The organism is Pseudoclavibacter soli DSM 23366, from assembly GCF_000423505.1.
In the GTDB taxonomy this organism is placed as follows: Bacteria; Actinomycetota; Actinomycetes; order Actinomycetales; family Microbacteriaceae; genus Pseudoclavibacter_A; species Pseudoclavibacter_A soli.
In genome coordinates this window covers 429642-451718 of the sequence record NZ_KE384027.1, presented here as the reverse complement: position 1 = coordinate 451718, position 22077 = coordinate 429642, and the positions used below count along the sequence as shown (strand labels likewise).

The window sequence follows — 22077 nt, the reverse complement described above, 5'->3', positions numbered from 1 at the left end:
CGGTCGAGGTTCACCCCCGACCGGCACATTGGGTTACGGCAGCTCGGGTGAGAGCCCCAGGTGCTCGCGCAGCGTGTCACCGGCGTACTCAGTCGGGTAGATGCCGCGGCTCTGCAGCTCGGGCACCAGCTGGTTGACGATCTCGTCGAGCCCCGTGGGTGTCAGGTACGGCGTGATGTTAAAGCCCGAGACGATGCCGGTGTCGGCGTAGCGCTGCAGGTTGTCGGCGATGGTCTGCACGCTGCCAACGAATCCGTTGTCGTCGTTGCCGCGTGCGGTGTGGTGAATCACGAACTCGCGGATGCTCCAGCCGTTGTCAGCCGCCTGCGCGCGCCACTGCTCGGCCACCTCGCGGGCCCGGGCATTCTGAAAACCACTGCCGCGTGTCTCGTTTGACACCTCGACGGCGGGGTCGAGCTCGGGCAGCGGGCCGTCGGGATCGTACTCGCTGAGGTCACGCCCCCAGAATTGCTCGAGGTAGGCGATCGCTGTCTGCGGAGTGATCTGCGCGAGTCGCACCTCGCGGTACTTCTCACGTGCCTCGGCATCGGTGTCGCCGATCACGAAGGTGCTGCCGGGGAACGCGGTGACCGCTCCGGCGGGTCGGCCGGCAGCCTCCACGCGGCGAGCGATGTCCGCGGCGAACTCGGTGGCGTCGGTGAACTCGGGGTGGGCCGAGAAGATCACGTCGGCGTGTTTGGCTGCCAGATCGCGCCCCTCAGCGGAGTCGCCCGCTTGGAACAGCACTGGGCGCCCACCGGGGGTGATCGGCAGAGTGCGCCGCACGTCGAGATCGTAGAACTCATTGTGCACCTCGACGTGCTGCGGAATGCCCGTGCTCCAGTCGTCAGCGGCAGCGGAGTCAGCAACCGTGCCGGTCTCCCAGCTGCGCCAAATGGCCTTGACCGCCTGAATGAACGCATCCGCGTGACGGTAGCGGTCTTCACCGCTGACGTAGCCGCCGCGACGGAAGTTCTCACCCGTCCAGGCGTTGTGCGTGGTGACGATGTTCCAGGCGTTGCGGCCGCCAGAGAGCAGGTTGAGGCTGGCCAGGCGGTAGGCGAGGTCTGCCGGGTCGTTGTAGGTGGTGCTCTGCGTCGAGACCACGCCGATCTTTTCGGTGACGGCGGCCAGTGCCGCGTCAAGCGTTTGTGCGTCGGGGCGACCGGCCACATCGAGGTTGTGCAGGCGGCCGAGGTGCTCGCGCAGGCGCAGCCCCTCCCCTACGAACACGGCGGCGAAGCGGCCTCGCTCGGCGGTCTGCGCCACCCGACGGAACGATTCGAAGGCGACCTGATCGCCGCTTTGCGGCCAGTGCCAGATGGTCGAGAAGTTGACGCCCTGAAAGAAGACGCCGAACTGAATCTGGTGTGTGCTGTTGTTCTGACCCATGGTCACTTGGCTCCTTCTGCGGCGAACACGTTGGCGGCGACTGGCAGACCGAAGGTCTCGCGCAGCGTCTGCCCGGGGCGAGGTGCGACGAGCACGCCAGCTGCAAGCAGCTGGGGCAGCACCGCGTAGGCGAGCTCGTCGAGATCAATCGCGAGGCTCGCAGGAATGAGGCGCACGCCGTCAACCGTGGCGGACAGCTCGGTGAGCAGAGCGACCAGCTCGTCAGCCGAGCCGGTGAATCGTTGAGCCGCCCCGGCAGCCCAAGGTGTGCGGGCATCCAATCGGGCCAGTCGGTCGGCACCGAGCTCGCCGCGCGAGTCGAGCGCGATCTCAAGGTCGGCGATCACTCGCACATTGCGGTCGGCGCGAGCGGCCTCGGCTGCCTGAGCCAGATCGGCAGAGACCGGCACCAGCACGGCATCGGCGTCAACACCAGCGGCATGCTCGGCCGGCACCAGCACGGGCAGTTGCCCCTGCGGTGGGCGAGGGATGATGGACGGCCCCTTCACGGTGAAACCCGCGCCGGCGAAATCGACATAGTGCAGTTTGTCGCGGTCGAAGAAGCGACCGGTCGGCAGATCGCGAATCACCGCGTCGTCTTCCCAGCTGTCCCAGAGCAGGCGGTTGACCGCCACCACGTCGACGACCTCTTGAGCGAGCTCGTCAGCGGTGAGCGCCTCGCGCCCGAACTGCGCCGCAGCCTCAGCCGAGTTCTCGGCGGAGAACAGCACGCCGGCACGACCATGCGACGAATAATCGATGCTGGCGACCTGAGTGGCGGTGTGGAAGGGCTCGATATAGGTCACCGGCACCTGCGGAATGAGCCCGATGCTCGAAGTCAGCGGTGCGGTGAATGCGGCAGACTGCACGGCGTCAAAACGCCCCCGCACGTCGGCGCCGTCGCTCGGCGGCAGGTGCGAACCCGCATACGTGAGGTACGAAAAGCCTGCGCTCTGCGCCTGCGAGGCTACGTGCGCCGGGTGTGCGCCGGCCAACAGCCGGTCTGGCGTGTGCCGGGCGTCGCGCCAGGCGGCGGGATGTGAGCCGTCGCCGTCGACGTGCAGACCGAGCGTGAACGATGTCGCCATGCTGGTACTCCTTCAGAGGTGTGTTGAAGTTCGAAGCTTCACCGACGAGTGTTGGAGAAGCCGGAGTCAGACTAAGACGGAGTACCCCACAGCGCCGCATTGCTGCGCAACAGAGCGTCACACGGTGCATCGTTCGGCAGCCGCTGACGCGGCACAGGGTAAGTTGTACCCTATGCCGGAGCCTTTTCTTCTCAGCGATCACCCCGCCGCGGCCGATCTCGCGGCCGACACTACCGCTCTGCTGCAGCGCCTGATTCGCAATGCCGCGGTGAACGACGGCACGGTCGGCTCGGGCGACGAGCTCACCAGCGTGCGCACGCTGCAGGCGTTCTTTGGCGAGCTGCTCGACCTGCCCGAAGTCGACGTCGAGATCATCGAGCCCAAACCGGGCCGGGCATCCATCATCGCGCGGCTGCATGGCAGCAACCCAACGGCCCGATCGCTCGCTCTGCTCGGCCATCTCGACGTCGTGCCGGCTGATGCCGCAGGGTGGCGACACGACCCGTTCGCCGCCGAGATCGCCGACGGTCACGTCTGGGGGCGCGGCGCCATCGACATGCTCACGCTCACGTCATCGTTCGCCACGGTCTTCCGTATTGCGCTGGCGCACCCAGAGCTGCGGCCTGCCGGCGATCTCCTGTTCGCGGCACTGGCCGACGAAGAGGCCGGCGGCGCTTGGGGCGCCGAGTGGATCACCAAGCACCGACCTGAGCTGCTCACGGTAGACGACGCGCTCACTGAGCAGGGCGGCGTGCTGCTCGACCGTGACAGCGCGCATCCGGGCATCACGTTGGGCGTCGGAGAGAAGGGCGGGGCCGGGCGTCGTCTGCGCATCACCGGCATCCCAGGCCACGGTTCTGTGCCTTGGGGCTCGCGCAACGCTGCCGGAATCGCCGCCGAGATCGTGCTGCACCTGCTGCGTGAGCCCGCTCCCCCGCAGATTCTGCCGCACTGGGTCAGCCTGGTGCACGGTCTGCAGCTCGAAGCCGATCTCGAAGCCCGTCTGCTCGATGTCGACACCCTCGACGCGGCGCTTCCCGAACTCGGTGAGCTGGCGCCGCTGGGGCACGCCCTCACCCGCATGACGGTGTCGCCGAACATCGTGCGCGCAGGCGACAAACACAATGTCATTCCCGGCAGCGCGACCGTCGACCTCGACATCAGGGTGCTGCCCGGGCAGACAGCCGCAGATGTCGAGGCGTTTCTCACCAAAGCTCTGGCGCCTTGGGCCGATAGCGTCGTCGTCGAGGGCGTGGGGTTTCAGCCCGGCAGCACCTCGCCGGCAGACTCCGAGCTGACCAAACGTATCGCCGAAACCTTCCAACGCGTCTACCCGGGCGCCGTGCCGGCACAGGTCATCGGCCCGGGCGGCAGCGACGGACGATTCCTGCGCCCGAACGGCACCCACGTCTACGGGTTCGGGCTGTTCTCGAGAGCCCTCGGGCTGGCCGAGTTTCGTCGGCGCCTGCACGGCAATAACGAGCGGGTCGACCTCGAGTCGATCGCACTGACCGCCGGTGCGCTCGCCGACGTGGTGCTGCGCGTCGACTGAGGCCCGCCGCTAGACCAGCCCACAACGACACTGCGTGAGGCCACCCAGCCCAACGTGACTCAGACGAGCGCAGACCGGTAGGCGTAGAGCCCCGGTGTGCCGCCGGTGTGCACAAAGGCGACCCGCTGATCAGCGGCAAAGGCCCCTTCGCGCACCAATTGCAGCAGGCCCGCAGCGGCCTTGCCGGTGTACACCGGGTCAAGCAGAATGCCCTCGGTCTCGGCGAACAGTCGCACTGCCCGACGCATCTCATCGGTGGGCACACCATAGCCCGGCCCCACAAACCGGTCGTCGAGTTCGACGCGCGCAGCCGCCTGCCCCGGGTCGACGTCAAGCAACTGCAGGGTCTGCTCCACCAGACTCAGCACTTTGGGCTGTTGGTCGGCAACGCTGCGTGAGACGGTCACGCCGATAATGCGGGTGGATGCCCGATGCACTTGCGCCCCAACAACAAGCCCTGCCTGTGTGCCGGCACTTCCGCTGGCCACCACCACGGCATCGAGATCGAGGCCGCTGTCGACCAGCTCAGTGAACGCCTCGACATATCCGAGGCTGCCCAGGGGCGATGAACCGCCCACCGGGATGAGTATGGGTGCGCGACCGGCCGATCGGAGCCTGGCGACCACGGCATCCGCCGCAGCCGAGGAGTCGTCGCCCTCTGGCACCAGTGTGATCTCGGCGCCGAGCAGATCGTCGAGCAGTGCGTTGCCATTGTTCAGGTACTCGTCGGTGGCACCCTCGGGCACCTCGAGCACCAGATGTGCGGCGAGCCCGACACGGTTGGCGGCGGCAGCGGTCTGTCGGGCGTGGTTCGACTGCACGGCGCCGATGGTAACCACGGTGTCCGCACCCTGTGCGAGGGCGTCGTCTAGCAGGAATTCGAGTTTACGAGCTTTGTTGCCGCCTCCGGCGAGCCCGGTGAGGTCGTCGCGTTTGATCCACAGTTCGGGCACCTGACCAGCACCACCGAGTGCGTCGCGCAGCCGGTCGAGGCGCTGCAGCGGCGTGGGCGCAGCCACGAATCTCGGTCGACGAGCGTAACGGGCGAGCAATGTGGTCATAGTTGAGTCTCCTGTGGGCTGGTGCGGGCGAAGTGTGCGCCAGGCATGCAGTTTAACCGGGTCGAGTCTCGCCCGCCGGATTCTGAACAATCGTGGCGGGCGAGACTCGACGAGCGGTCTGAGATCAGCTCTTGGGAAGCCCCGGCGGGTTGATTCGAGACTCGGTGACGGCCTCTGCTGTCAGCCCCCAGCGTTCGAGGATCTGCTGGTACTGGCCTTCTTCGATCGCTTTGTTCAGCACGATGTTGACGGCCTTGATCAACCCGTTGTCCTTCTTCGTGGCCGCAGCGATCTCCGCGGTCTCGGGCCAGCCACCGTTGACGGTGCCGACGAGTTTGGTCTCAGCGGTCGATGCGGCCTTGAACGCGCCCGTAGCATTGGGGCCGAACGTCGCGTCGGCACGACCTGACTGAATCGCCAGCGTTGCTGCCGAGTCGTCGTCGTAATAGACCAGTTCGGCAGGGTCTTTGCCCTCGCTTTCGAGCGTCTGATTCCAGCTCAGCAGCACCTTCTCTTGGTTCGTGCCAGAACCGACGATGATCTTCAGGCCCGAGACGTCCTCGGCCGACTGGATGCTGGAGATCGAGCTGTCAGACTTCACATAAAAGCCCAGCAGATCGACACGATAGGTGGCAAAGTCGTAGAGCTCTTTGCGCTCTTCAGTCACCGTGACATTCGAGGTGACCAAGTCATACTTGCCAGACTGGATGCCCAGTGGCCAGTCTGACCAAGAGGTCACCGCCTGCTGGTACTCAAGCCCGAGGCCCTCCGCGATCAGCGCGCCGAAATCCGCCTCGCTGCCGATTCGGGTGGAGTTGTCGTCGGAGGCGAACAGGCCCAGCGGAGCCCCGCCTGAGCCAGCCGTGCCGACGACGGTCAGCTTGCCGGCTTCAATGGGCGTGAACCCACTCTCTTTGAGCGCCTCGACAGCCTCGGGTACCGCATCAATGTGCGGTCGGTCGGCTGCGTTCTGCGAGGTGAGGTCGAACGAGACCGCACTGGCTACTTGTGACTCCGTACTTTCGCCAGAACTCCCGCCGAACCCTTTCACGCCGGCCCAGATACCGCCAGTGGCCAAGGCCACGACCGCAACCGCTGCGACGATCAAGCCTCCCTGCTTCTTTGTGATTGCCATGTAGTTCCTGCTTTCCTTCAATGGTTTTCTGTGATGGTCTGTTCAACTCGACGCGCATGCTCCGCCGGGTCGCGGGGTCAGAGCACCCGATCGACGAATTCCTTGGTTCGTTGATTCGTCGGATGTACCAGGACCTGTTCTGGTGTGCCGATCTCGAGAATGCGGCCGTCTTCGAGAAAGGCCACACGGTCTGCGATTTCTCTGGCGAAGCCGATCTCGTGGGTGACAATGATCAGCGTTGTGCCCTGTCTGGCCAGAACGCGAATCACATCGAGCACCTCTCCGACCAGCTCTGGGTCGAGTGCACTGGTCGGTTCGTCGAACAGCAGCACTTTGGGTTTGAGCACCAGCGCCCGGGCGATCGCCACGCGTTGCTGCTGCCCTCCAGAGAGCTGACTCGGGTACCGGTCGGCTTTGTCAGCGAGACCCACCCGAGCCAACTGCTCGCGTGCCTGGGCCGCGGCCTGCTCGGCTGATGCCCGGCCGAGTGAGACCGGAGCCAACGTGATGTTCTCAAGCACGGTCAGGTTGGGAAACAGATTGAACTGCTGAAAGACAATGCCCACTTGCGTGCGACGCCGCAGAACTTCGCGCTCTGGCACTTCATACAGGCGATCACCCCGGCGCTCATAGCCGATGTACTGGCCATCGACCGTCACTGCTCCGCTGTCGACCGTCTCCAAATGGTTGATGGTGCGCAGCAGCGTCGACTTGCCCGACCCGGAGGGGCCGATCAGGGCCACCGTCTCGCCGGGGTGCACCGTCAGTGAGACGTCGTGCAATACCTCCACAGCACCATAGGACTTGCTCACATGGCTGACCTCGACCAGACCGACCGTCTGTGTCTGTTCGCCGTCGCGTTCGATTGCCACCGTGCTCATGCCTGCACCTGTCCCTTCACCTCAGTCGCGGACTTCGCGGAATCGTCGCCAAGCCTGTGCCACAGCGCCACCAACTGTGTGCGGGCGCGCTGCAGTGGTGTCGGTGGCAGCTCACGCAGACTGCCCTTCGAGAAGTGCCGCTCGATGTAGAACTGGAAGATCGACAGCACTGTCGTGATGATCGCATACCAGACGACGGCCACCAGCAGCAGCGGAATCACCCGCTGGTTGCGCCCGTAGATCACCTGCACGCTGTAGAACAGCTCAGGCAGAGCGACCACGAACGCCACCGACGTGCCTTTAACCTGACCGATTAACTCGTTGAACGCTGCGGGGAGAATGGCTCTGGCCGCCTGTGGCAGAACAATGCGGAAGAAGCGCACGCTGCGTGGAATGCCGAGCGCTGCTGCTGCCTCTTTCTGGCCATGATCGACAGAGAGGATGCCACCACGGATGATCTCAGCTGAGTATGCCGCCTGATGCAGCGTCAGACCGATTGCCACGGCCGCGAAGGCCGTCAGCAGGGTCGTGGTTGGAAACTCCACCAGCCAGAAATCGTTGGTGAATGGCGTGCCCAGCCCCAGCGTGGGGTAGAGGTAGCCCAAGTTGTACCACACGAGGATCTGCACGAGCAGCGGCACGGAGCGGAAGAACCAGATGTACCACCATGCCGCGGCATTCAGCAGCGGCGAACCGCTGAGCCGGAATACCGCAAGCACCGTACCGAGGACGAACCCACCAATGATCGAGATGAGCGTCAGCAAGAGCGTCAGTCTCAACCCCTGCAACACGAAGGGGTCGAAGAAGTACTCGCCGACGATGTTCCAGCCGTACCGCGAGTTTGTGAACAGCGACCACACGAACTGTGCGACGACGAACAGGATCAGCGCCGAGAGAATCCAGCGCCCCCAGTGCCGGATCGGGACTACGCGCAGTGGTCGCACCTGATCATCAGTTTCTTCGGGTTCGACAGAGGTGGCACCTTTGGCCACCCGAACCGCGCTCTCTTCGACAACAGTCATGTTGTGCCCCTCTCCGCTCATCTCGTGAGCCCTCGCTGCTCGCCCTGTGCGGCAGCTGTCTCTGGCAGCAGTCGATGTTTTGACGTCGTTCATGCTGGCATGGGTGTCCAATGGATCGTCGTTTTCTCTCACTGCATTTCTTCGTATTACCGTCTGTGACCTGCGCGACGCCCTGTTTCACAGAAGGCAGAGACTGGCTGAGATTTGGCGCAAACTGGATGTCATGACTGCTGTACGAGAGGCTCGCCCTGGCGAGTTCGACGAGATCGGCCGACTCACATATGCCGGCTTCGGCCATGCCGCACCGGGTGCACGACGACCAACACCAGAACGACTGCATCTGCTGCTCGATGCCGAGGCCCGAGCCCGACAGGGCACGCTGCTGGTCGCTGAGGATGGCGGCCACTTGATCGGCACGGCCACTCTGTTGCCCGGCGATGCCGCGCTCAGCCGCCAGGCTCGATCTGCCGCCGAGTCAGAGCTTCGTCTGCTCGCAGTGCTACCGCAGGCGCGCAGCACCGGAGCAGGCTGGCAGCTGATGCGCGCGGCCATTGAGCGTTCCGCGGCAGCCGGAGCCCACGCCCTGGTGCTTGACACCGGCCCGCGCAACTTTACTTCGCAGCGGCTCTATCATCGCCTGGGCTTCGAACGAGCTCCCGAAAGAGAGACGCAGCCCTCGCTCAGCGGTGAGCCGCTGGCCGTGTTCGTCTATGACTTCTCGCCGAGCGACCCTCTGCTCGTGCGCCTGGCCAGGCCCAACGAGTATGAGCACACCGCGCCGTCAATCTGGGCTGCGGCGGGCCTCGGCGCACCCGAGCAGCTGTCGGCACTCGCACATGAGCATGAGCTGTGGGTCGTGGAACGGCGCGACGACCACCGCCTGATAGGTGCCGTGGTCACTGTGCGACCTGACCCTGCGGCAGACCCCAATGCGGTGCTCGCACCGATCGCGCATCCTTTCGCCGTGGCCGAACAGCGCCCAGTCGTGGCCGAACGCCTCGAAGCGCACTTGGCCGCTCTCAGACATGTGCGACAGCGCCTGCATCAGCACACGGTGAGCGCGTAGGCCTCGCGTCTCAGCGGGCGGGCTGCACCCGATAGGTGCGGTCGAGGCTCAACGCTGCGGCGACCAGTGTGCCTGCGCCGCCGGCGATCACACCGAACGTGAGCCCGAGTTCGCCGCCGGCCAGCAGCAACCCGGTGGCCAGAGCCACGAAGAATGTCGCCGACAGTCGCTGCACCAGCTGGAAGAACGACGCCGCCACCCCCCTTGCCTGGGCGGGCGCATGTGCGAAAGTGACCGCCCGCAGCACGGGCTCGGTGATGCCTGATCCGAGGCCGGAGACAACACTGAAGGCCACAGTCACCCAGATCAGGCGCGCAGTGCTCGGAGTGCCAAGCGTTGCGACCAGCAGCAGCGCCGCGGCGGCGAGTTCGACGCCCAGGGCCAGGGGCACAGCATGCGCACCGAATCGACGGAACGCACGTGTGCCCTGCGCCGACGCCCAGATGCGTGCCAGTGCACCCGGAATGAACAGTGTCGCCACCCACAGCGGGGTGAGGGCCGCATGCTCGAGCAGGTAGAGGGTGAGCACCGTCGACTTGGCAAGGATCGCACCGAACCAGAACATCGCCACGACGCACCCGATCACAAAGCCGCGAGAGCGCACCAGCGCCGGCACGAACAGCGGCAGCCGCCCAGCGGCGAGACAGCGCCGCTCCCACCAGACCAATACGGCGACCAGCAGCGGCACCACAAGCATCAGCCACAGCGAATAGTCGCTGAGCACGGGATCGACCACGGGCAGGGTGATGACGGTCACCAACACACCGAGCAATGCCACGGCAGGCAGGTCGAGCCCCAGGCGCCGCGTTGTCTGAGCAAGCTGGCCGTCGCGAGGCAGTGGATGGTAAAGCAGTGTGACCAGCAGCGTCGCGGTGATGAAGGGGATGTTCAGGCCAAGGATCACCCGCCACGACCAGTCGGCGGGCAGTGTCTGCAGCACAAGCGCCGAGAGCAGGGGCCCGGCGAGCGCCGACGCAGCCGACGCCATGCCGTACCCTGACAGCGCGCGCAGTCTGGCCATCCCTTCGAACTCGTCTTGGATCAGCCCCAGCACCTGTGCGCTGATCGTGCCACCGCCGAACCCCTGCACGATACGCCCGGCGACGCTCCACCAGATCTGAGCGGCGAAGACCGAGAGCAGCCCGCCGCCCAAGAACAGGGCGAGGCCGAACAGCAGCGGTGCTTTGCGGCCGAGTCGGTCGCCCAGCCGGCCGGCCGGCACCAGCCCCAGACCGAAGGTCAGCGAGTATGAGGCGAGAAACCACTGCACCTGCTGAGTCGTTGCACCAAGTGACTGCTGCAGGCTCGGCACCGCGTAAGTGGTGGCGGCCGAGTCGAGCAGCGTACCGAAACCCGCACCCAAACAGCACGCGAGCACGATGACGGTGCGGCGTCTGTCGCTCACAGCGTGGCCTGCAGCGGTGCGTCTGCTGCTCCCCAGGCCTCCGCAAGCAGCTCATAGGAGCGCACGCGCAGCGCATGATCGTGCACGATTGTGGTGATCAGCAGCTCGTCGGCACCCGTTACCCGCTGCAGAGCGGCAAGGCGCTCGACGACCTGCTCAGGCGCGCCCACGAACCGGGTGGTCTCCCGATCATGCACGAGCACACGCGCCTCGTCGTCGAGTGGTGCGGCAGCGGCTTCCTCTGGCGTGGGATAGGCGATCGCGCCGGTTGACCGACGGTCGCGGATGGAGTGCACCCATTGTGCATATCCCTGCCCCAAGTGCTCGGCGGTGGCGGCGTCATCGGCCACGACGACATCGGCTGACACGATCACGTATGGCGCATCGAGCCAGCGTGATCGCCGGAAATGCCGACGATACTCGGTGATCGCGTCGAGGCTGTTCGCCGGTGCCGTGTGATAGTTCGACCCGAAGGGCAGCCCGTGCTCGCCGGCGACACGCGCGCTGATGCCCGCGCTCGACCCGTGCAGCCACAGCTGCGGATGCGCACCAGCAGCGGGTGGGGCCACATATCGCCCCACGCGTGGGTCAGTCGAGGTGCCTGCGAACAGTTCGAGCAGCGCATCGACCACGGCGTCGAAGTCGGAGGTATCGCCGGCGGTGCGGCCGAACAGCTCGCGCGTGAGCTCGAACCGGTCAGAGCCGAACCAGTTCGGTGTTCGTGGGGCCGGAAACACGATGCCCTCCACGACGTGATCGCCACGTGTCGACACTGGTGCCGCGCCGGCGGCCTCGGCATGTTCTGGGCTCGCCGCCGGGATGCTGCCCGAGCGCCCCAGCCCAAGGTCGACTCGCCCCTGTGCCAGTGCATCGAGCACGCCGAAGGTCTCGGCGACCTGCGGCAGATGATAGTTGCCCACCAGCGTGGCCGCCGTGCCCAAGCGGATGTGTTCGGTCACCTGGGCGAGGGCGGCCAGCAGCACGTGCGGCTGCGAACCGGCGATGCCCTCATTGAGGTGGTGTTCGGTGAGCCAGTATCTGGCGAGGCCCAGGCCTTCGGCCTGTCGGGCCAGGTCGAGCGCGTTGCGCACGGCCTCGGCGGAGGTCGAGCCGCTGACGATCGGCACCACATCGAGCACTGACAGTGGCACCCGAGGCGCTGTACCGCCAGCCATCAGATCACCGGATGCGCGATGGCGTCGGCGTACGCCTCGATCGGCTCGGCCGAGGGCCGGGAGCCAGCCTCGGCATCCGGCGCGGCCTTCGCGCCCGCGAATGACGGCCGTGAACTGTACGGATCGTCTGGGCCCCACAGCGTGGTCGGAAAGGCATCTCGCACTGCCGGCACGACGTCGGCGGCAAAGCGCTCGAGGGTGTCGAGCTGCTGCTCGAAGGGCACCGTCGTCGGCAGCGACACCGACTGCAGATCGTGCCCAAACGCCTCATGAAAGCGCCCAATCTTGTCGACGATCTGCTGTGGGCTGCCCACCAGTGCGGGCCCTTCATTCACCGCGTGATCAATGTCACGGAAGGGCGTGTTGTTGCCCGGCACATTGGTGGCCTTGACGATGGCCTCATAGACCGGCCCGTAGAGCTCTTTGGCCTGCTGCGACGTATCGGCGATGAACAACGCACCCGAACCGGCACCGACATAAGCGTAGCGGGGATCGTGCCCGTGGCGGGCATACTCGTCTCGATAATGCTGCACCAGCACCGTGTAGGGCTTGAGCGGCTGAATCGCGTTGGCGCTGATCAGCGGGTCGCCCCAGCGACCGGCGAGCGCGGCCGAGGTCAGTGTGGTCGCTGAGCCGTGCCACACCCGCGGGGCGCCCGCGTAAGGCCTGGGCAGGGTCGTGGTCGGCTGCGTGATGGCTCTGGTGTGCTCGGTGCCGGGCCAAGTGAGCCCCTCGGTGCGCCACAGCTCGCGCAGCAACGCGTACTTGTCGGCCAGCAGATCCCACTGATCGTCGATCTCGAGCCCGAACAATGGGTACTGCTGCACTTCGTTGCCCTTGCCGATGGTGATCTCGAGACGGCCACGCGACAGCTGGTCGACGGTGGCGTAGTCTTCGGCCACCCGCACCGGATCGAGCAGACTGAGCACGGTTACCCCGGTGTTCAGGCGAATGCGACTGGTCGCCACCGCAAGGGCTCCGAGCAGCACCGTCGGAGACGACGACAGAAAATGCCCGGCATGGCGCTCGCCAACGGCGAACGCGTCGAAGCCGAGCTGCTCGGCCCGACGCGCAGTGAGCAGCGTCTGCTCGAAGCGATCGGCGGGGCTGACAACCCGCCCGGTGATCGGGTTGACGCGGTAGGGAATGATGTCGAGCAGTTGGAATCGCATGGGTATCTTTCTGAAGTGCGGCAGATCTGTCGCTGGTTGCGGATGGCGTGGCGGTTGATTCAGCCGCGCTCGAGCGGGGTCTTCTCCCCCGCCTCGACGCCGATGGGCAGGTGATTGCCCGCTGGCGGCAGCGGACAGGTCGCATGGTCGGTGTACGCACAGGGCAGGTTGGTAGCCCGGTTGAAGTCGAGAGTGACCGATCCGTCCGCAGCAGGTGCTGCGACCTGCAGGCTGCGATTGGCCGCATACGTGGTCAGGCCGCTCGTGGCATCGGTGAGCAGCACGAATAGCGATCCCGGGGTATGCCCGTTGAAGGCGGTGAGGCGAAACGTCTCACCGCGCAGCTCGAACTCAATCACCCCGGGGGCCTCATACACGTGCTCAATGCCCTCGGCTGCAGACCCCACCGTGGTTGGCTGGGGCGTGTCGAAGGGCTCGAAACGGCCGTGGGCGATCCATCGGGGATTTGGCGGGTACACGGGCGTGCCATGGTAGTCGGCCAGCAGTTGGTTGCGCGGGTCTCGCGGCCGCACGATCAGGTGGCCACCGCGCACAGCCACCTCGATGTCGATGTCACCGAAGTGCACCGTGACGCCACCGCGCTCGGCGATGGGCGCGAAGGCATAGGCGACCGTGCCGTCTGCATTCTCGGTGCGGCCAGCCGCCACGGTGTCGGGCACGTCGATGGTGGGGGTGGCCTGTGCCTCGTCTGCGCTCAGCACGACCTCGGCGTGGTCGTCATCGACTCGCCACTGCCCGGGGAGGCCCTCGATGCGCTGGGGGTGCTCGTCGAGCCAGACCAGATCGGTCACTGCGAGAAAGCCGTGCGGATCGGCCCGGCGATGCTCGACCTCGCGATGCCACTGCTCCCAGGCAGCGATGTACTCGGCGCGGTCGAAGGGTGCCCGCAACGTTTGCGAATTCGAAGAAGTCGTCATGCGATCAGGCTAGACAGGTGACGTGACAGAGCCGAGAGCTGAAGAAACATGGCGTCACTTCACGCGTTCTCGCCCCGGTCACGCACCATGACGAAGCGCGAAGTTCACGCGGGCATTATGATCACAGCCTCGCGTAGAATCTCGCACCATGACGGATTTCGAACAGGTTGACATCGACCGACTCATTCGCGCAGGTGCAAACAAATGGACTGCCATCCCAGGGCAGATCGGCACTTTCGTCGCGGAGTCCGATTACGGCACCGCCCCTGCGGTGCTCGATGCCCTGCGCACTCAGATCGATGCCCAGAACTTCGGTTACAGCACTGGCACGCAGAAGCAGGCCGCACTCGACGCAGTGGTTTCGTGGCTGCATGATCGATTTAGCTGGCAGATCGATCGTCGCCAGGTCGCGCTCATTCCAGAAGTGCTCACCGGTTTAGAGGTGGTTCTCGAGCGCCATACCCGCCCCGGGTCGCCCGTCATCGTGCCGACGCCGACCTACATGCCGATCTTTGATCTGATTCGCGACCATGGTCGCGAAGTGATTCAGGTTCCACTGCTGCACATTGAGGGCCGGTGGCAGTTCGATCTCGCCGGCATCGAACGCGCACTCTCTGCCGGAGCCGGGCTCGTTCTGTTGCTCAACCCGCACAACCCCACCGGACAAGTATTCGATCGTGCCGATCTGTTGGCGCTGTCACAGGTGGTATCGGCCCATGAGGCACGTGTCTGGGCTGACGAGGTATGGGCACCCCTGATTTTCGATGATCGCCCTTTCATCCCCTATGCCTCGCTCTCTGAAGCAACCGCTCGGCACACGATCACCACTACTTCGGTGTCGAAAGGATGGAATATCCCCGGGTTGAAAACCGCTCAGCTCGTGTATACGAATGACCACGATCTCGAAGTGTGGCGCCGCACCGGCAGATGGATCGAGCACACCACCGGGTTCTTAGGAATCATTGCGACAGCGGCTGCGCTGAACGACGGCCGAGAATGGCTCGATGAATTGCGCACACACCTTCAGGGCAACCGAGATCTGTTTGTGCGCCTCGTTTCCGACTTTCTGCCAGAGGCACACATCGTCATTCCGCAGGCGACGTATCTTGCTTGGATCGATCTGAGCGCGTACCAGATCACGCCCAGTCTGCGTACGTTCTTCTCACGAAACGCAAAAGTAGCGCTGACCGCCGGTGAGCAGTGTGGCGAAGGCTACGAACAGTTCGTGCGCGTCAATTTCGCCACACCACGCCCGGTGATCAGCGAGATCGTTCACCGACTCGCGACTGCGGTGCGCGAGCGGTGAACGCGAGTCTCACTTCTCTTTGTCGACGAGGGTGAGCACTCGTTCGTACTCGTTCTTGGCTTGCGCCAGCTTCTTCTCAGCCACGGCCACGGCACGCTTCTTCAAACGCGTTGCCTCTGCCTTCAGCTTCGCAGCCTTGGCGTTGGCCGCTTTGCTCTGCTCTTTGAGTGTGTCAGCCTCAGCGCGCGCGATCTGGAACTCGTTGATGACCACTTCGTATGTGCGGTTGGGGTCTGCCTTGGTGCGAGCCATGCGCACTCCTCTCAGTTGGTGATCGGTATTTCGATGTCAACAGTGTACGTGTATTTCGTTCCATTTTCCTATTCCTCTTGGGGTACACACCATCTCCCCAGAAACAGTAGATTTCTCTCGCATATTCTCGCGCAATACTGCGGCTTCGCAATCCAGATGACCGTAAGGTTCGATACGAGTGCGTTCGCATTCTCCATCGACAGAGAGGTAGCCAGATGTCACCGTCCACCGCAGAATCACCGTCAACACCGCCTCACGTCGGTCTCAGACGCGCCGGGTCTTCAGGTCTGCCACTGAGCGAATTCGCACTCGGATTCTGGCACACTTTTGGCCATACGCATTCACGAGACCTGCAGCGAGATCTCGTGCTGACCGCAGTCGATTCCGGCATCACACATCTTGACAATGCGAACCGTTATGGGCCACCACAAGGCAGCGCAGAAATAGCTCTCGGCGATATTCTGCAGCGTGATCTGCAGCACCACCGCAATGAACTGATCATCACCACCAAGGCCGGCAATCCAATCTTCGACGGCCCGTATGGGCGTGGCGGCACTCGCAAGCACCTGCGTTCATCGATCGATGACAGCCTTCGCCGCCTGCGCCTTGACTACGTTGATGTTTTCTACCACCACAGCCCCGATACCGAGACGCCGATCGAAGAGACCGTAGATGCGCTCCGCTGGATCCACGAGCAAGGCAAGGCCCTCTACATCGGGGTCTCAAACTATTCCGCTGGACAAACTGCGCAAATCGCGTCCGGGCTGAATGAGGTTGGAGTGCCATTACTCATCCATCAAACGCGGTTCTCGCTGCTTGATCAGCGCGCGGCATTCGGCGCCGCAGATACCCTCGACGATCGCCCACTCTTCGATGTGCTGCGCGAGCACGGCATCGGTGCAGCCACCTACTCACCATTGGCCCAGGGTTTGCTCACCGATAAGTATCTTGATGGCACGGTGCCCGAGGGGTCACGCTCAACGTGGAGCGACTTCCTGAAGCCCGGATTCATCGACGATCACTACCTGCGAGTCGTCCAGGCGCTGCAGCAGGCTGCGGATGCCCGTGGAGCTTCCATCGCCCAACTCGCCCTGCGTTGGCTGCTCGCCTTCGACGAAGTGACCTCGGTGATTCTCGGCGCGAGTTCGGTCGGCCAGTTGCAGCACGACATCGCCGCACTCGAGGTGGCTCCGCTGACCGCCGCCGAGCGCGACGAGCTGTCGGCATTGGCTCGTTAACCCAATAGAGGTGTCACCGAATGCGATAACTCCCCGCGGTTATCCGCAATCGGTGACACCTGTGTGGTGGGTCGCGCGCCGCATCGTGCGCGATGAAATACTTACCGCTCAGCCGCCGCGATCGGTTCGTCGTCGCGCTGCAGCAACGGGGCGAGGGAGTTCACCGCACGGTCAATCCGCTGCACCAGTGCAGGTGTGATGATCTCGTAGTCGACGAAATCGGCGTCGGTGGCGAACAGCCCCACAGGAGAGACGTGCGCGTTGAAGTAGTTGAACAAGGGGCGCAGCTCATAGTCGACCACCAACGAATGGCGCTCGCTGCCCCCAGTGGCGCCCAAGATCACCGGACGCCCAGTGAGCGCGTAGGGGTCGAGCAGGTCAAAGAAGTGCTTGAACAGCCCTGAGTAGCTGCCTTTGAACACCGGTGATACCGCGATCACGATGTCGGCCTGCTCAACCGCGCTGATGTGGCGCTGCAGCGTCGCTGTGGTCGAGCCGGTAGTCAACGAGATGCCGAACTCCCGCAGCAGCCCGGCAACCTCTGTCGTGTGCACCGCACCGCCATAGGTGCGCTGCACCGCGGAGGCGACAGCCTGACCCAGCGCCGAAGTCTTCGAGGGCGAGCTGAAAGTACCCGATACCAGGGCGATCTGCGGGGCGGAATTCATGTGGCATCCTTTCGTGATCTTAGCGAGCCTAAGTGTTCCGCCAGCCCCGGTGTCGAGATGGCGTCACACTTATCAACACGTGCAGCGCTTCAGCCGAACAGGCCCGTCGACAGGTAGCGCTCGCCAGTGTCTGGCAGCACGACGACGATCGTCTGCCCGGCTCGCTCATTACGCAGAGCCACCTGCACAGCAGCCCACGTGGCGGCGCCCGACGACGTGCCGGCGAGGATGCCCTCATGTGCGGCCAGCTCTCGTGCGGCTGCGTAGGCGTCGTCGATCGACACCTCGATCGACTCATCGACCTGGCTGCGGTCGAGCGTCAGCGGCAGCACATCGGCATCGACCTCCGAGATGCGGTGCACGCCGTCGATGCGTCGTGCTGGATGAGGGTGCTCTTCGGTGGGAATGCTCTCCCACGTCGGCTCGACCAGCACCACATGCAATTTGGGGTTGCGCTGACGCAGATATCGCGCCGTGCCGCTGAGTGTGCCGCCAGTGCCGACCGAGGCGACCAGCACATCCACCCGCCCCTCGGTGTCGCGCCAGATCTCAGGGCCGGTCGTGGCCACATGCGCCGCAGGATTGGCTGGGTTGCGCCCCTGAATCAGCTGCACGCCGCCGGGAGTCTCGGCTGCGATGCGGTCTGCCTCAGCCCGACGCTGCGAGTCGGGAATCTCGTTCTCATCAAGGATGACCACCTCAGCACCATAGGCCCGCACCAGTTTCGCGCGCTCGGCGCTGACTGCAGAGCTCATGATGATCTTCGTCTTGTAACCCTTCACCGCGGCGACCGCGGCGATGCCGATGCCGGTGTTGCCGCTGGTGAGTTCGACAATGGTCGAGTCGGGCGTGAGGTCACCGCGTGCCTCTGCAGCCTCGATCATCGCGAGCGCGATGCGATCTTTCGAGCTGCCCGCGGGGTTGGCACGCTCGAGCTTTGCCAGCACCCTCGCGTCGAACCCGTGGCGCTCGCGCAGCCGCTCGAGCCGCACCAGCGGGGTGTTGCCGATCAGATCGAGGATGCTGTCGTGAATGCCGCTCATGAGCGATCTCCTTCTGTCGACGCGCCGATGTCGCGCCCGAACACGTAGACGACGGTGCCGTCGTCTTTGACCTTGGTGCGCTCGGGCAGCCGTTCGAAGCCGAGCCGCTCGTAGAGGCGATGCGCGGGCCTCATGTAGTCGACGCTGTTGAGCACCACACGGGTGAAGCCCCGCTGACGGGCCAGCTCGATGATCTGACCGACCAGGTAGGCGCCGATGCCGTGACGACGCACGCCAGGGTCAACACCCAACAGTTTGAAGTCGAACTCGTCTGGCTGAGTGTGATCGAGCAGCGCCTCGGCGCCCGGTCGACGCACGACGAACGACCCGTACAGCTGCCCGCTGGTGACGCCTCGAGCGACCCACACCTCGTTGTCTGCCACGCGGGCCGGCACGTCGAGAATCCAGGCGCGGTACTCGGCGTTGATCTCGTAGCTTGATTCGTATGCGGCCAACAGACTCTCGGCGACCTCTTGCTCTTCGCCTGATTTGATCAGACGCACCGCGATCTCTTCGTCAGCCAAGCTCGGCCCCTTTCGCCTCGATTGCTCGTGCCCTCACGCACGACGAGCGCTACCGTACTCCGCGACTGTGGCTGACGACAGTCTCGGTGAAACGCTCTGCAATCAAGCGTCAGCGCAGCCCGAACCCGTGCTGGCGCGGCCACCGTGCGATTAGCCGTACCGCCCTGCCCAGCGATGGGCATTCCTGCACTCGTTTTGCGAGACATACCCGCGCGTTTACGCGAATCTTGTGGCCGTCACGCGCACGATTCATGTGATCGCTGGGCAGGACGGTATGCCAGCGCTGTAGCGGGCATGGCGACCGAAGCTCGTACCGACAAAACGCGCCCGCTGGAGTAGGCAATGCCTACGCAGCGGGCGCGTTGGGTTGAACGGGAAAGGCGCGAGTCTGGCCGATCAGTCGTCGGTCACGGTGAGCTTCACGTCGATGTTGCCGCGAGTCGCGTTCGAGTAGGGGCACACCTGGTGCGCCGTCTCGGCGAGCGCCTGAGCCTGCTCGTGCGGCAGGTTCGGAATGGTGACCTCGAGCTCAACCGCGAGAGCGAAGCCACCCTGGCGGTTGGGGCCGATGCCCACGCGGGTGCCGACGGTCTCGTCTTCGAGGGTGACTTTTTGCTGGCGCGCGACCGACAGCAGTGCCGAGTGGAAGCAGCCGGCATAACCAGCGGCGAACAGCAGCTCGGGGTTGACGCCCTTGCCCGACCCACCCATTTCTGCGGGAATGGCCAAGTCGAGATCGATGCGGCCGTCGGTGGTGGCGACGTGGCCGTTGCGGCCGTCTCCGGTCGACAGCGCTTCGGCGGTGTAGAGGATCTTTTCGGGAGCACTCATGCGGGGGTACCTTCTTTCAAATGCTCGCTCAGACCGTGTGCCTGGGCGATCAAGGCATCTGCCTCTTCTCGAGTGATGCCAAGTTTCTGGCCGAAACAACGGGGTACGTCATCGAGGTCGGCGCGCAGCGCCTCACCCGCTTCGGTGAGTTCGACGTGCACGATGCGCTCGTCTTCGCTGTCGCGGCAACGCTCAAGCAACCCTCGGGCCTCAAGGCGTTTCAGCAGCGGCGAAAGCGTACCCGAGTCGAGGCCGAGCAGCTCGCTCAATCGGCCGACGGTCAGCCCGCTCTCACGCAGCAACGCCACAAGCACCACATACTGCGTATAGCTGAGTCCGAACGGGCGCAGAATCTCACGGTATGCGTGGTCGAAGTCGCGACGCAGCGAGTACACCGCGAAGCAGAGCATCGTGTCGAGACGGGCGGCTGCCGGTGATTCGGTCATGCCATAAGTATGGCACGCGATTAGATTGTGCACCATCTTTTTTTGTTGCACCAACGACTGATGCTCAGAGCACGCTCAGCGCGTGCGCTGGGAATGGTAGTCGTCGGAATCTGGATCGAGCATCCATAAGATGAACGCTGCAATGACGCCGACCACCACGCCCACGAGAGCATTGCGCACCAAAAGTCCGGCGAGGATGCCCACAAGCACCCCGATGAACCCCTTGATCTGGAGTCGGCGGCGTTCGATCATACCTGTGAGTGTAGCTGCGGATCGTACTTGTCGGCGATCTCGGCATACCCGTTCTCACGCAGCCAATCAGCATTGTACTGCTGCTCGAGATAGTCGCGCCCCGAGTCAGCCGAGAACGAAACGATGACTGACTCAGGGCCGGCTGAGCGAGCCAGATCGAGCGCAATCTTCAAGCTGAGAATCGAAGTAATGCCGAGCACCAGGCCCTCGGTGCGTGCGACGTGCCAGCCGAAGTCGATCACCTCGGCGGTCGGCAGTGAGCGGATGTCGTCGAGCACGTCGAGGTCGGTGTTGGCTGACCAGTTGCGTTCGAGCTGCTCCCACCCTGGATCGCGACGAAACGCGGGCAGCAGGTTGAAGTTCGGGTCGTTGAGCTTCTCGGCGAATTCGGTGCCGATGATCGTGACATCTGGGTTGCGCTCTTTGAGGTAAGTGCCGACGCCTTTCGTGGTGCCGCCAGTGCCGAGCGCCGCGAGAAAATGGGTCACTCGCCCCTCGGTCTGCCGCCAGATCTCGGGCCCGGTCGACTGATAGTGAGCTGCGGGGTTATACGAGATATCGCTCTGATGCGACCACCAGGTCTCGGGGTCTTCATCCGCATGACGTTTGGCCACAGCCTGCCAGTTATCGGGATGAGAAAGCGGGACGTCGGATCGACCGGGCACCACATCCGCGCCCAAGAAGCGCAGCAGCCGCTCTTTCTCGGGAGACAGATATGTGGTCTTCACGATGGTCACTGGATGTCCGGTTGCGATGCCGGCAAAGGCCAAGCCGAGCACGGTGTTGCCGCGACCGTTGTCGATGATGCGCTGCCCGGGCGCGAGTTCGCCATGCGCCTCGGCCTCTCGCACGATGTTGATGCCGATGCGGTCTTTCGACGAGCCGCCGAAGTTGTACTGGTCGAGCTTGACGTAGACCTCGCCCGGCAGCCCCTCGGTCAGGCGATTCACCCGCACCAGCGGGGTGTTGCCGACGAGCCCCAGCGGCCCGGCGTAGGTCTTCGCCTCGCTGGCGTCGGGGAATGCCTGGGGCAGGGGGACTCGGCGGATCGTGCTGGCGTCTTCGGTCATGGTCTTGCTGCTCTTCTCATCAGAATGCTGCGGGTTGGCGAATGCGAAACCAACGTAGCAATCCACCGCCGCGATCAGCGCGCAGATGACCTTGTTGTGTCACGATGCGGGGCAGGCCGAGCCAGAGCCGTGCGGGTAGCATGCACTGTGTATGGTGTGACATGAGCATATAGGCAGCTTATGCTAAAATAACGCCACATTGGAGGTGTAGACAATGCAGAAGAAACTCTCCCCCTCCCCCTATGTGCGTGATGCGCTCGGGGTGTTCGGCGCGCAGGTGAAATTCCACCGCATCGAGCGCCATCTCACGCAGGCTCAGGTGGGTGTGCGTGCTGGAGTCTCCCGGTATACGGTCGCTCAGGTGGAGCAGGGGAGCCCGAACATCACTATGGGCAGCGCGTTCGCTGTCGCCGAGGCCGCTGGGTACCCCCTGTTCTCATCGTCTGGCCCGCAGGAAGTCGGCCGGTTTGTTGACCAGCTGCGCAAGACTGTCGCCCTGATGCCCAGCAGAGTTCGCCCACCAACGACACGTGTCAAGGAGTCCGACCTTGACTTCTGAA

The 22077-nt window shown here is 64.3% G+C and carries 23 protein-coding genes; 5 read left to right on the top strand and 18 right to left on the bottom strand.

Annotated features, from left to right (window positions below; all coding sequences use genetic code 11):
• Nucleotides 1-33: 33 nt before the first annotated feature.
• A complete protein-coding gene (locus G557_RS0109605; RefSeq protein WP_028245856.1) occupies nucleotides 34-1392 on the bottom strand; it encodes an NtaA/DmoA family FMN-dependent monooxygenase in 1359 nt (452 codons plus the stop codon).
• Between the two features lie 2 nt (nucleotides 1393-1394).
• Entirely contained in the window at nucleotides 1395-2480 is a 1086-nt protein-coding gene (locus G557_RS0109600) for an LLM class flavin-dependent oxidoreductase (RefSeq protein WP_028245855.1), read from the bottom strand.
• Nucleotides 2481-2652: 172 nt separating this feature from the next.
• Here G557_RS0109600 and G557_RS0109595 point away from each other — a divergent pair, with 172 nt between their 5' ends.
• Entirely contained in the window at nucleotides 2653-4032 is a 1380-nt protein-coding gene (locus tag G557_RS0109595) for a M20/M25/M40 family metallo-hydrolase (protein WP_028245854.1), read from the top strand.
• Between the two features lie 59 nt (nucleotides 4033-4091).
• Here the strand turns inward: G557_RS0109595 and G557_RS0109590 are convergent, their stop codons facing one another.
• The 4 genes from G557_RS0109590 to G557_RS12925 form a co-directional block, all read right to left on the bottom strand.
• A complete protein-coding gene (locus G557_RS0109590; protein WP_028245853.1) occupies nucleotides 4092-5093 on the bottom strand; it encodes a D-cysteine desulfhydrase family protein in 1002 nt (333 codons plus the stop codon).
• 124 nt (nucleotides 5094-5217) lie between these two features.
• Entirely contained in the window at nucleotides 5218-6228 is a 1011-nt protein-coding gene (locus G557_RS0109585; protein WP_084627124.1) for a transporter substrate-binding domain-containing protein, read from the bottom strand.
• A gap of 77 nt (nucleotides 6229-6305) precedes the next feature.
• Nucleotides 6306-7109 carry an amino acid ABC transporter ATP-binding protein gene (locus G557_RS0109580; RefSeq protein WP_051224978.1) on the bottom strand — a complete coding sequence of 268 codons (804 nt, stop codon included), beginning with the start codon at nucleotides 7107-7109 and terminating at the stop codon, nucleotides 6306-6308.
• Complete coding sequence (locus G557_RS12925) at nucleotides 7106-8131, bottom strand: amino acid ABC transporter permease (protein ID WP_051224977.1); 1026 nt, start codon at nucleotides 8129-8131, stop codon at nucleotides 7106-7108. Before G557_RS12925 ends, G557_RS0109580 begins: the two co-directional genes overlap by 4 nt.
• Nucleotides 8132-8354: 223 nt before the next feature.
• Between G557_RS12925 and G557_RS13850 the strand changes: the two genes are divergently transcribed.
• Nucleotides 8355-9197: a GNAT family N-acetyltransferase gene (locus G557_RS13850; protein WP_084627123.1), complete on the top strand. Its 843-nt coding sequence runs from the start codon at nucleotides 8355-8357 to the stop codon at nucleotides 9195-9197.
• Nucleotides 9198-9207: 10 nt separating this feature from the next.
• Here G557_RS13850 and G557_RS12915 read toward each other — a convergent pair whose 3' ends face one another.
• Genes G557_RS12915 through G557_RS0109550 form a run of 4 tightly spaced genes read right to left on the bottom strand, consistent with a single transcriptional unit; the run spans nucleotide 9208 to nucleotide 13887 of the window.
• Entirely contained in the window at nucleotides 9208-10602 is a 1395-nt protein-coding gene (locus G557_RS12915; protein ID WP_051224976.1) for an MFS transporter, read from the bottom strand.
• Nucleotides 10599-11753, bottom strand: a complete 1155-nt coding sequence (locus tag G557_RS0109560) for an LLM class flavin-dependent oxidoreductase (RefSeq protein WP_245542795.1) — start codon at nucleotides 11751-11753, stop codon at nucleotides 10599-10601. The genes G557_RS12915 and G557_RS0109560 overlap by 4 nt, the downstream gene beginning before the upstream one ends.
• Nucleotides 11754-11776: 23 nt before the next feature.
• Nucleotides 11777-12949 carry an LLM class flavin-dependent oxidoreductase gene (locus G557_RS12910; RefSeq protein ID WP_051224975.1) on the bottom strand — a complete coding sequence of 391 codons (1173 nt, stop codon included), beginning with the start codon at nucleotides 12947-12949 and terminating at the stop codon, nucleotides 11777-11779.
• A gap of 59 nt (nucleotides 12950-13008) precedes the next feature.
• The gene (locus tag G557_RS0109550) at nucleotides 13009-13887 is read right to left on the bottom strand and encodes a DUF1684 domain-containing protein (RefSeq protein ID WP_028245850.1); all 879 of its coding nucleotides are present in this window, start codon (nucleotides 13885-13887) and stop codon (nucleotides 13009-13011) included.
• Nucleotides 13888-14035: 148 nt separating this feature from the next.
• On the opposite strand from G557_RS0109550, the gene G557_RS0109545 reads away from it, so the two are divergent.
• Nucleotides 14036-15193 (top strand): MalY/PatB family protein, encoded by a 1158-nt coding sequence (locus G557_RS0109545; RefSeq protein ID WP_028245849.1) that lies wholly within the window; start codon nucleotides 14036-14038, stop codon nucleotides 15191-15193.
• Between the two features lie 9 nt (nucleotides 15194-15202).
• On the opposite strand, the gene G557_RS0109540 is transcribed toward G557_RS0109545, so the two are convergent.
• Complete coding sequence (locus G557_RS0109540) at nucleotides 15203-15445, bottom strand: hypothetical protein (protein WP_028245848.1); 243 nt, start codon at nucleotides 15443-15445, stop codon at nucleotides 15203-15205.
• 215 nt (nucleotides 15446-15660) lie between these two features.
• Between G557_RS0109540 and G557_RS0109535 the strand changes: the two genes are divergently transcribed.
• Nucleotides 15661-16683: an aldo/keto reductase gene (locus tag G557_RS0109535; RefSeq protein ID WP_028245847.1), complete on the top strand. Its 1023-nt coding sequence runs from the start codon at nucleotides 15661-15663 to the stop codon at nucleotides 16681-16683.
• A 101-nt stretch (nucleotides 16684-16784) separates the two neighbouring features.
• On the opposite strand, the gene G557_RS0109530 is transcribed toward G557_RS0109535, so the two are convergent.
• The 7 genes from G557_RS0109530 to G557_RS12895 all read right to left on the bottom strand — a co-directional run bounded on the left by G557_RS0109530 (nucleotide 16785) and on the right by G557_RS12895 (nucleotide 21517).
• Nucleotides 16785-17351: a CE1759 family FMN reductase gene (locus G557_RS0109530; RefSeq protein WP_028245846.1), complete on the bottom strand. Its 567-nt coding sequence runs from the start codon at nucleotides 17349-17351 to the stop codon at nucleotides 16785-16787.
• A gap of 89 nt (nucleotides 17352-17440) precedes the next feature.
• Nucleotides 17441-18394 (bottom strand): PLP-dependent cysteine synthase family protein, encoded by a 954-nt coding sequence (locus tag G557_RS0109525; protein WP_028245845.1) that lies wholly within the window; start codon nucleotides 18392-18394, stop codon nucleotides 17441-17443.
• Nucleotides 18391-18918 (bottom strand): GNAT family N-acetyltransferase, encoded by a 528-nt coding sequence (locus G557_RS12905; RefSeq protein WP_051224974.1) that lies wholly within the window; start codon nucleotides 18916-18918, stop codon nucleotides 18391-18393. Before G557_RS12905 ends, G557_RS0109525 begins: the two co-directional genes overlap by 4 nt.
• Before the next feature lie 396 nt (nucleotides 18919-19314).
• On the bottom strand, nucleotides 19315-19749 hold the full coding sequence (locus G557_RS0109515) for an organic hydroperoxide resistance protein (protein WP_028245844.1): 435 nt from the start codon (nucleotides 19747-19749) through the stop codon (nucleotides 19315-19317).
• Nucleotides 19746-20195: a MarR family winged helix-turn-helix transcriptional regulator gene (locus G557_RS12900; RefSeq protein ID WP_036962052.1), complete on the bottom strand. Its 450-nt coding sequence runs from the start codon at nucleotides 20193-20195 to the stop codon at nucleotides 19746-19748. Before G557_RS12900 ends, G557_RS0109515 begins: the two co-directional genes overlap by 4 nt.
• Nucleotides 20196-20270: 75 nt before the next feature.
• Nucleotides 20271-20447, bottom strand: a complete 177-nt coding sequence (locus tag G557_RS14030) for a hypothetical protein (protein WP_156877151.1) — start codon at nucleotides 20445-20447, stop codon at nucleotides 20271-20273.
• Nucleotides 20444-21517: a PLP-dependent cysteine synthase family protein gene (locus G557_RS12895; protein WP_156877150.1), complete on the bottom strand. Its 1074-nt coding sequence runs from the start codon at nucleotides 21515-21517 to the stop codon at nucleotides 20444-20446. The genes G557_RS14030 and G557_RS12895 overlap by 4 nt, the downstream gene beginning before the upstream one ends.
• A gap of 214 nt (nucleotides 21518-21731) precedes the next feature.
• Here G557_RS12895 and G557_RS0109495 point away from each other — a divergent pair, with 214 nt between their 5' ends.
• Entirely contained in the window at nucleotides 21732-22076 is a 345-nt protein-coding gene (locus tag G557_RS0109495; protein WP_028245843.1) for a helix-turn-helix transcriptional regulator, read from the top strand.
• Nucleotide 22077 lies beyond the last annotated feature (1 nt).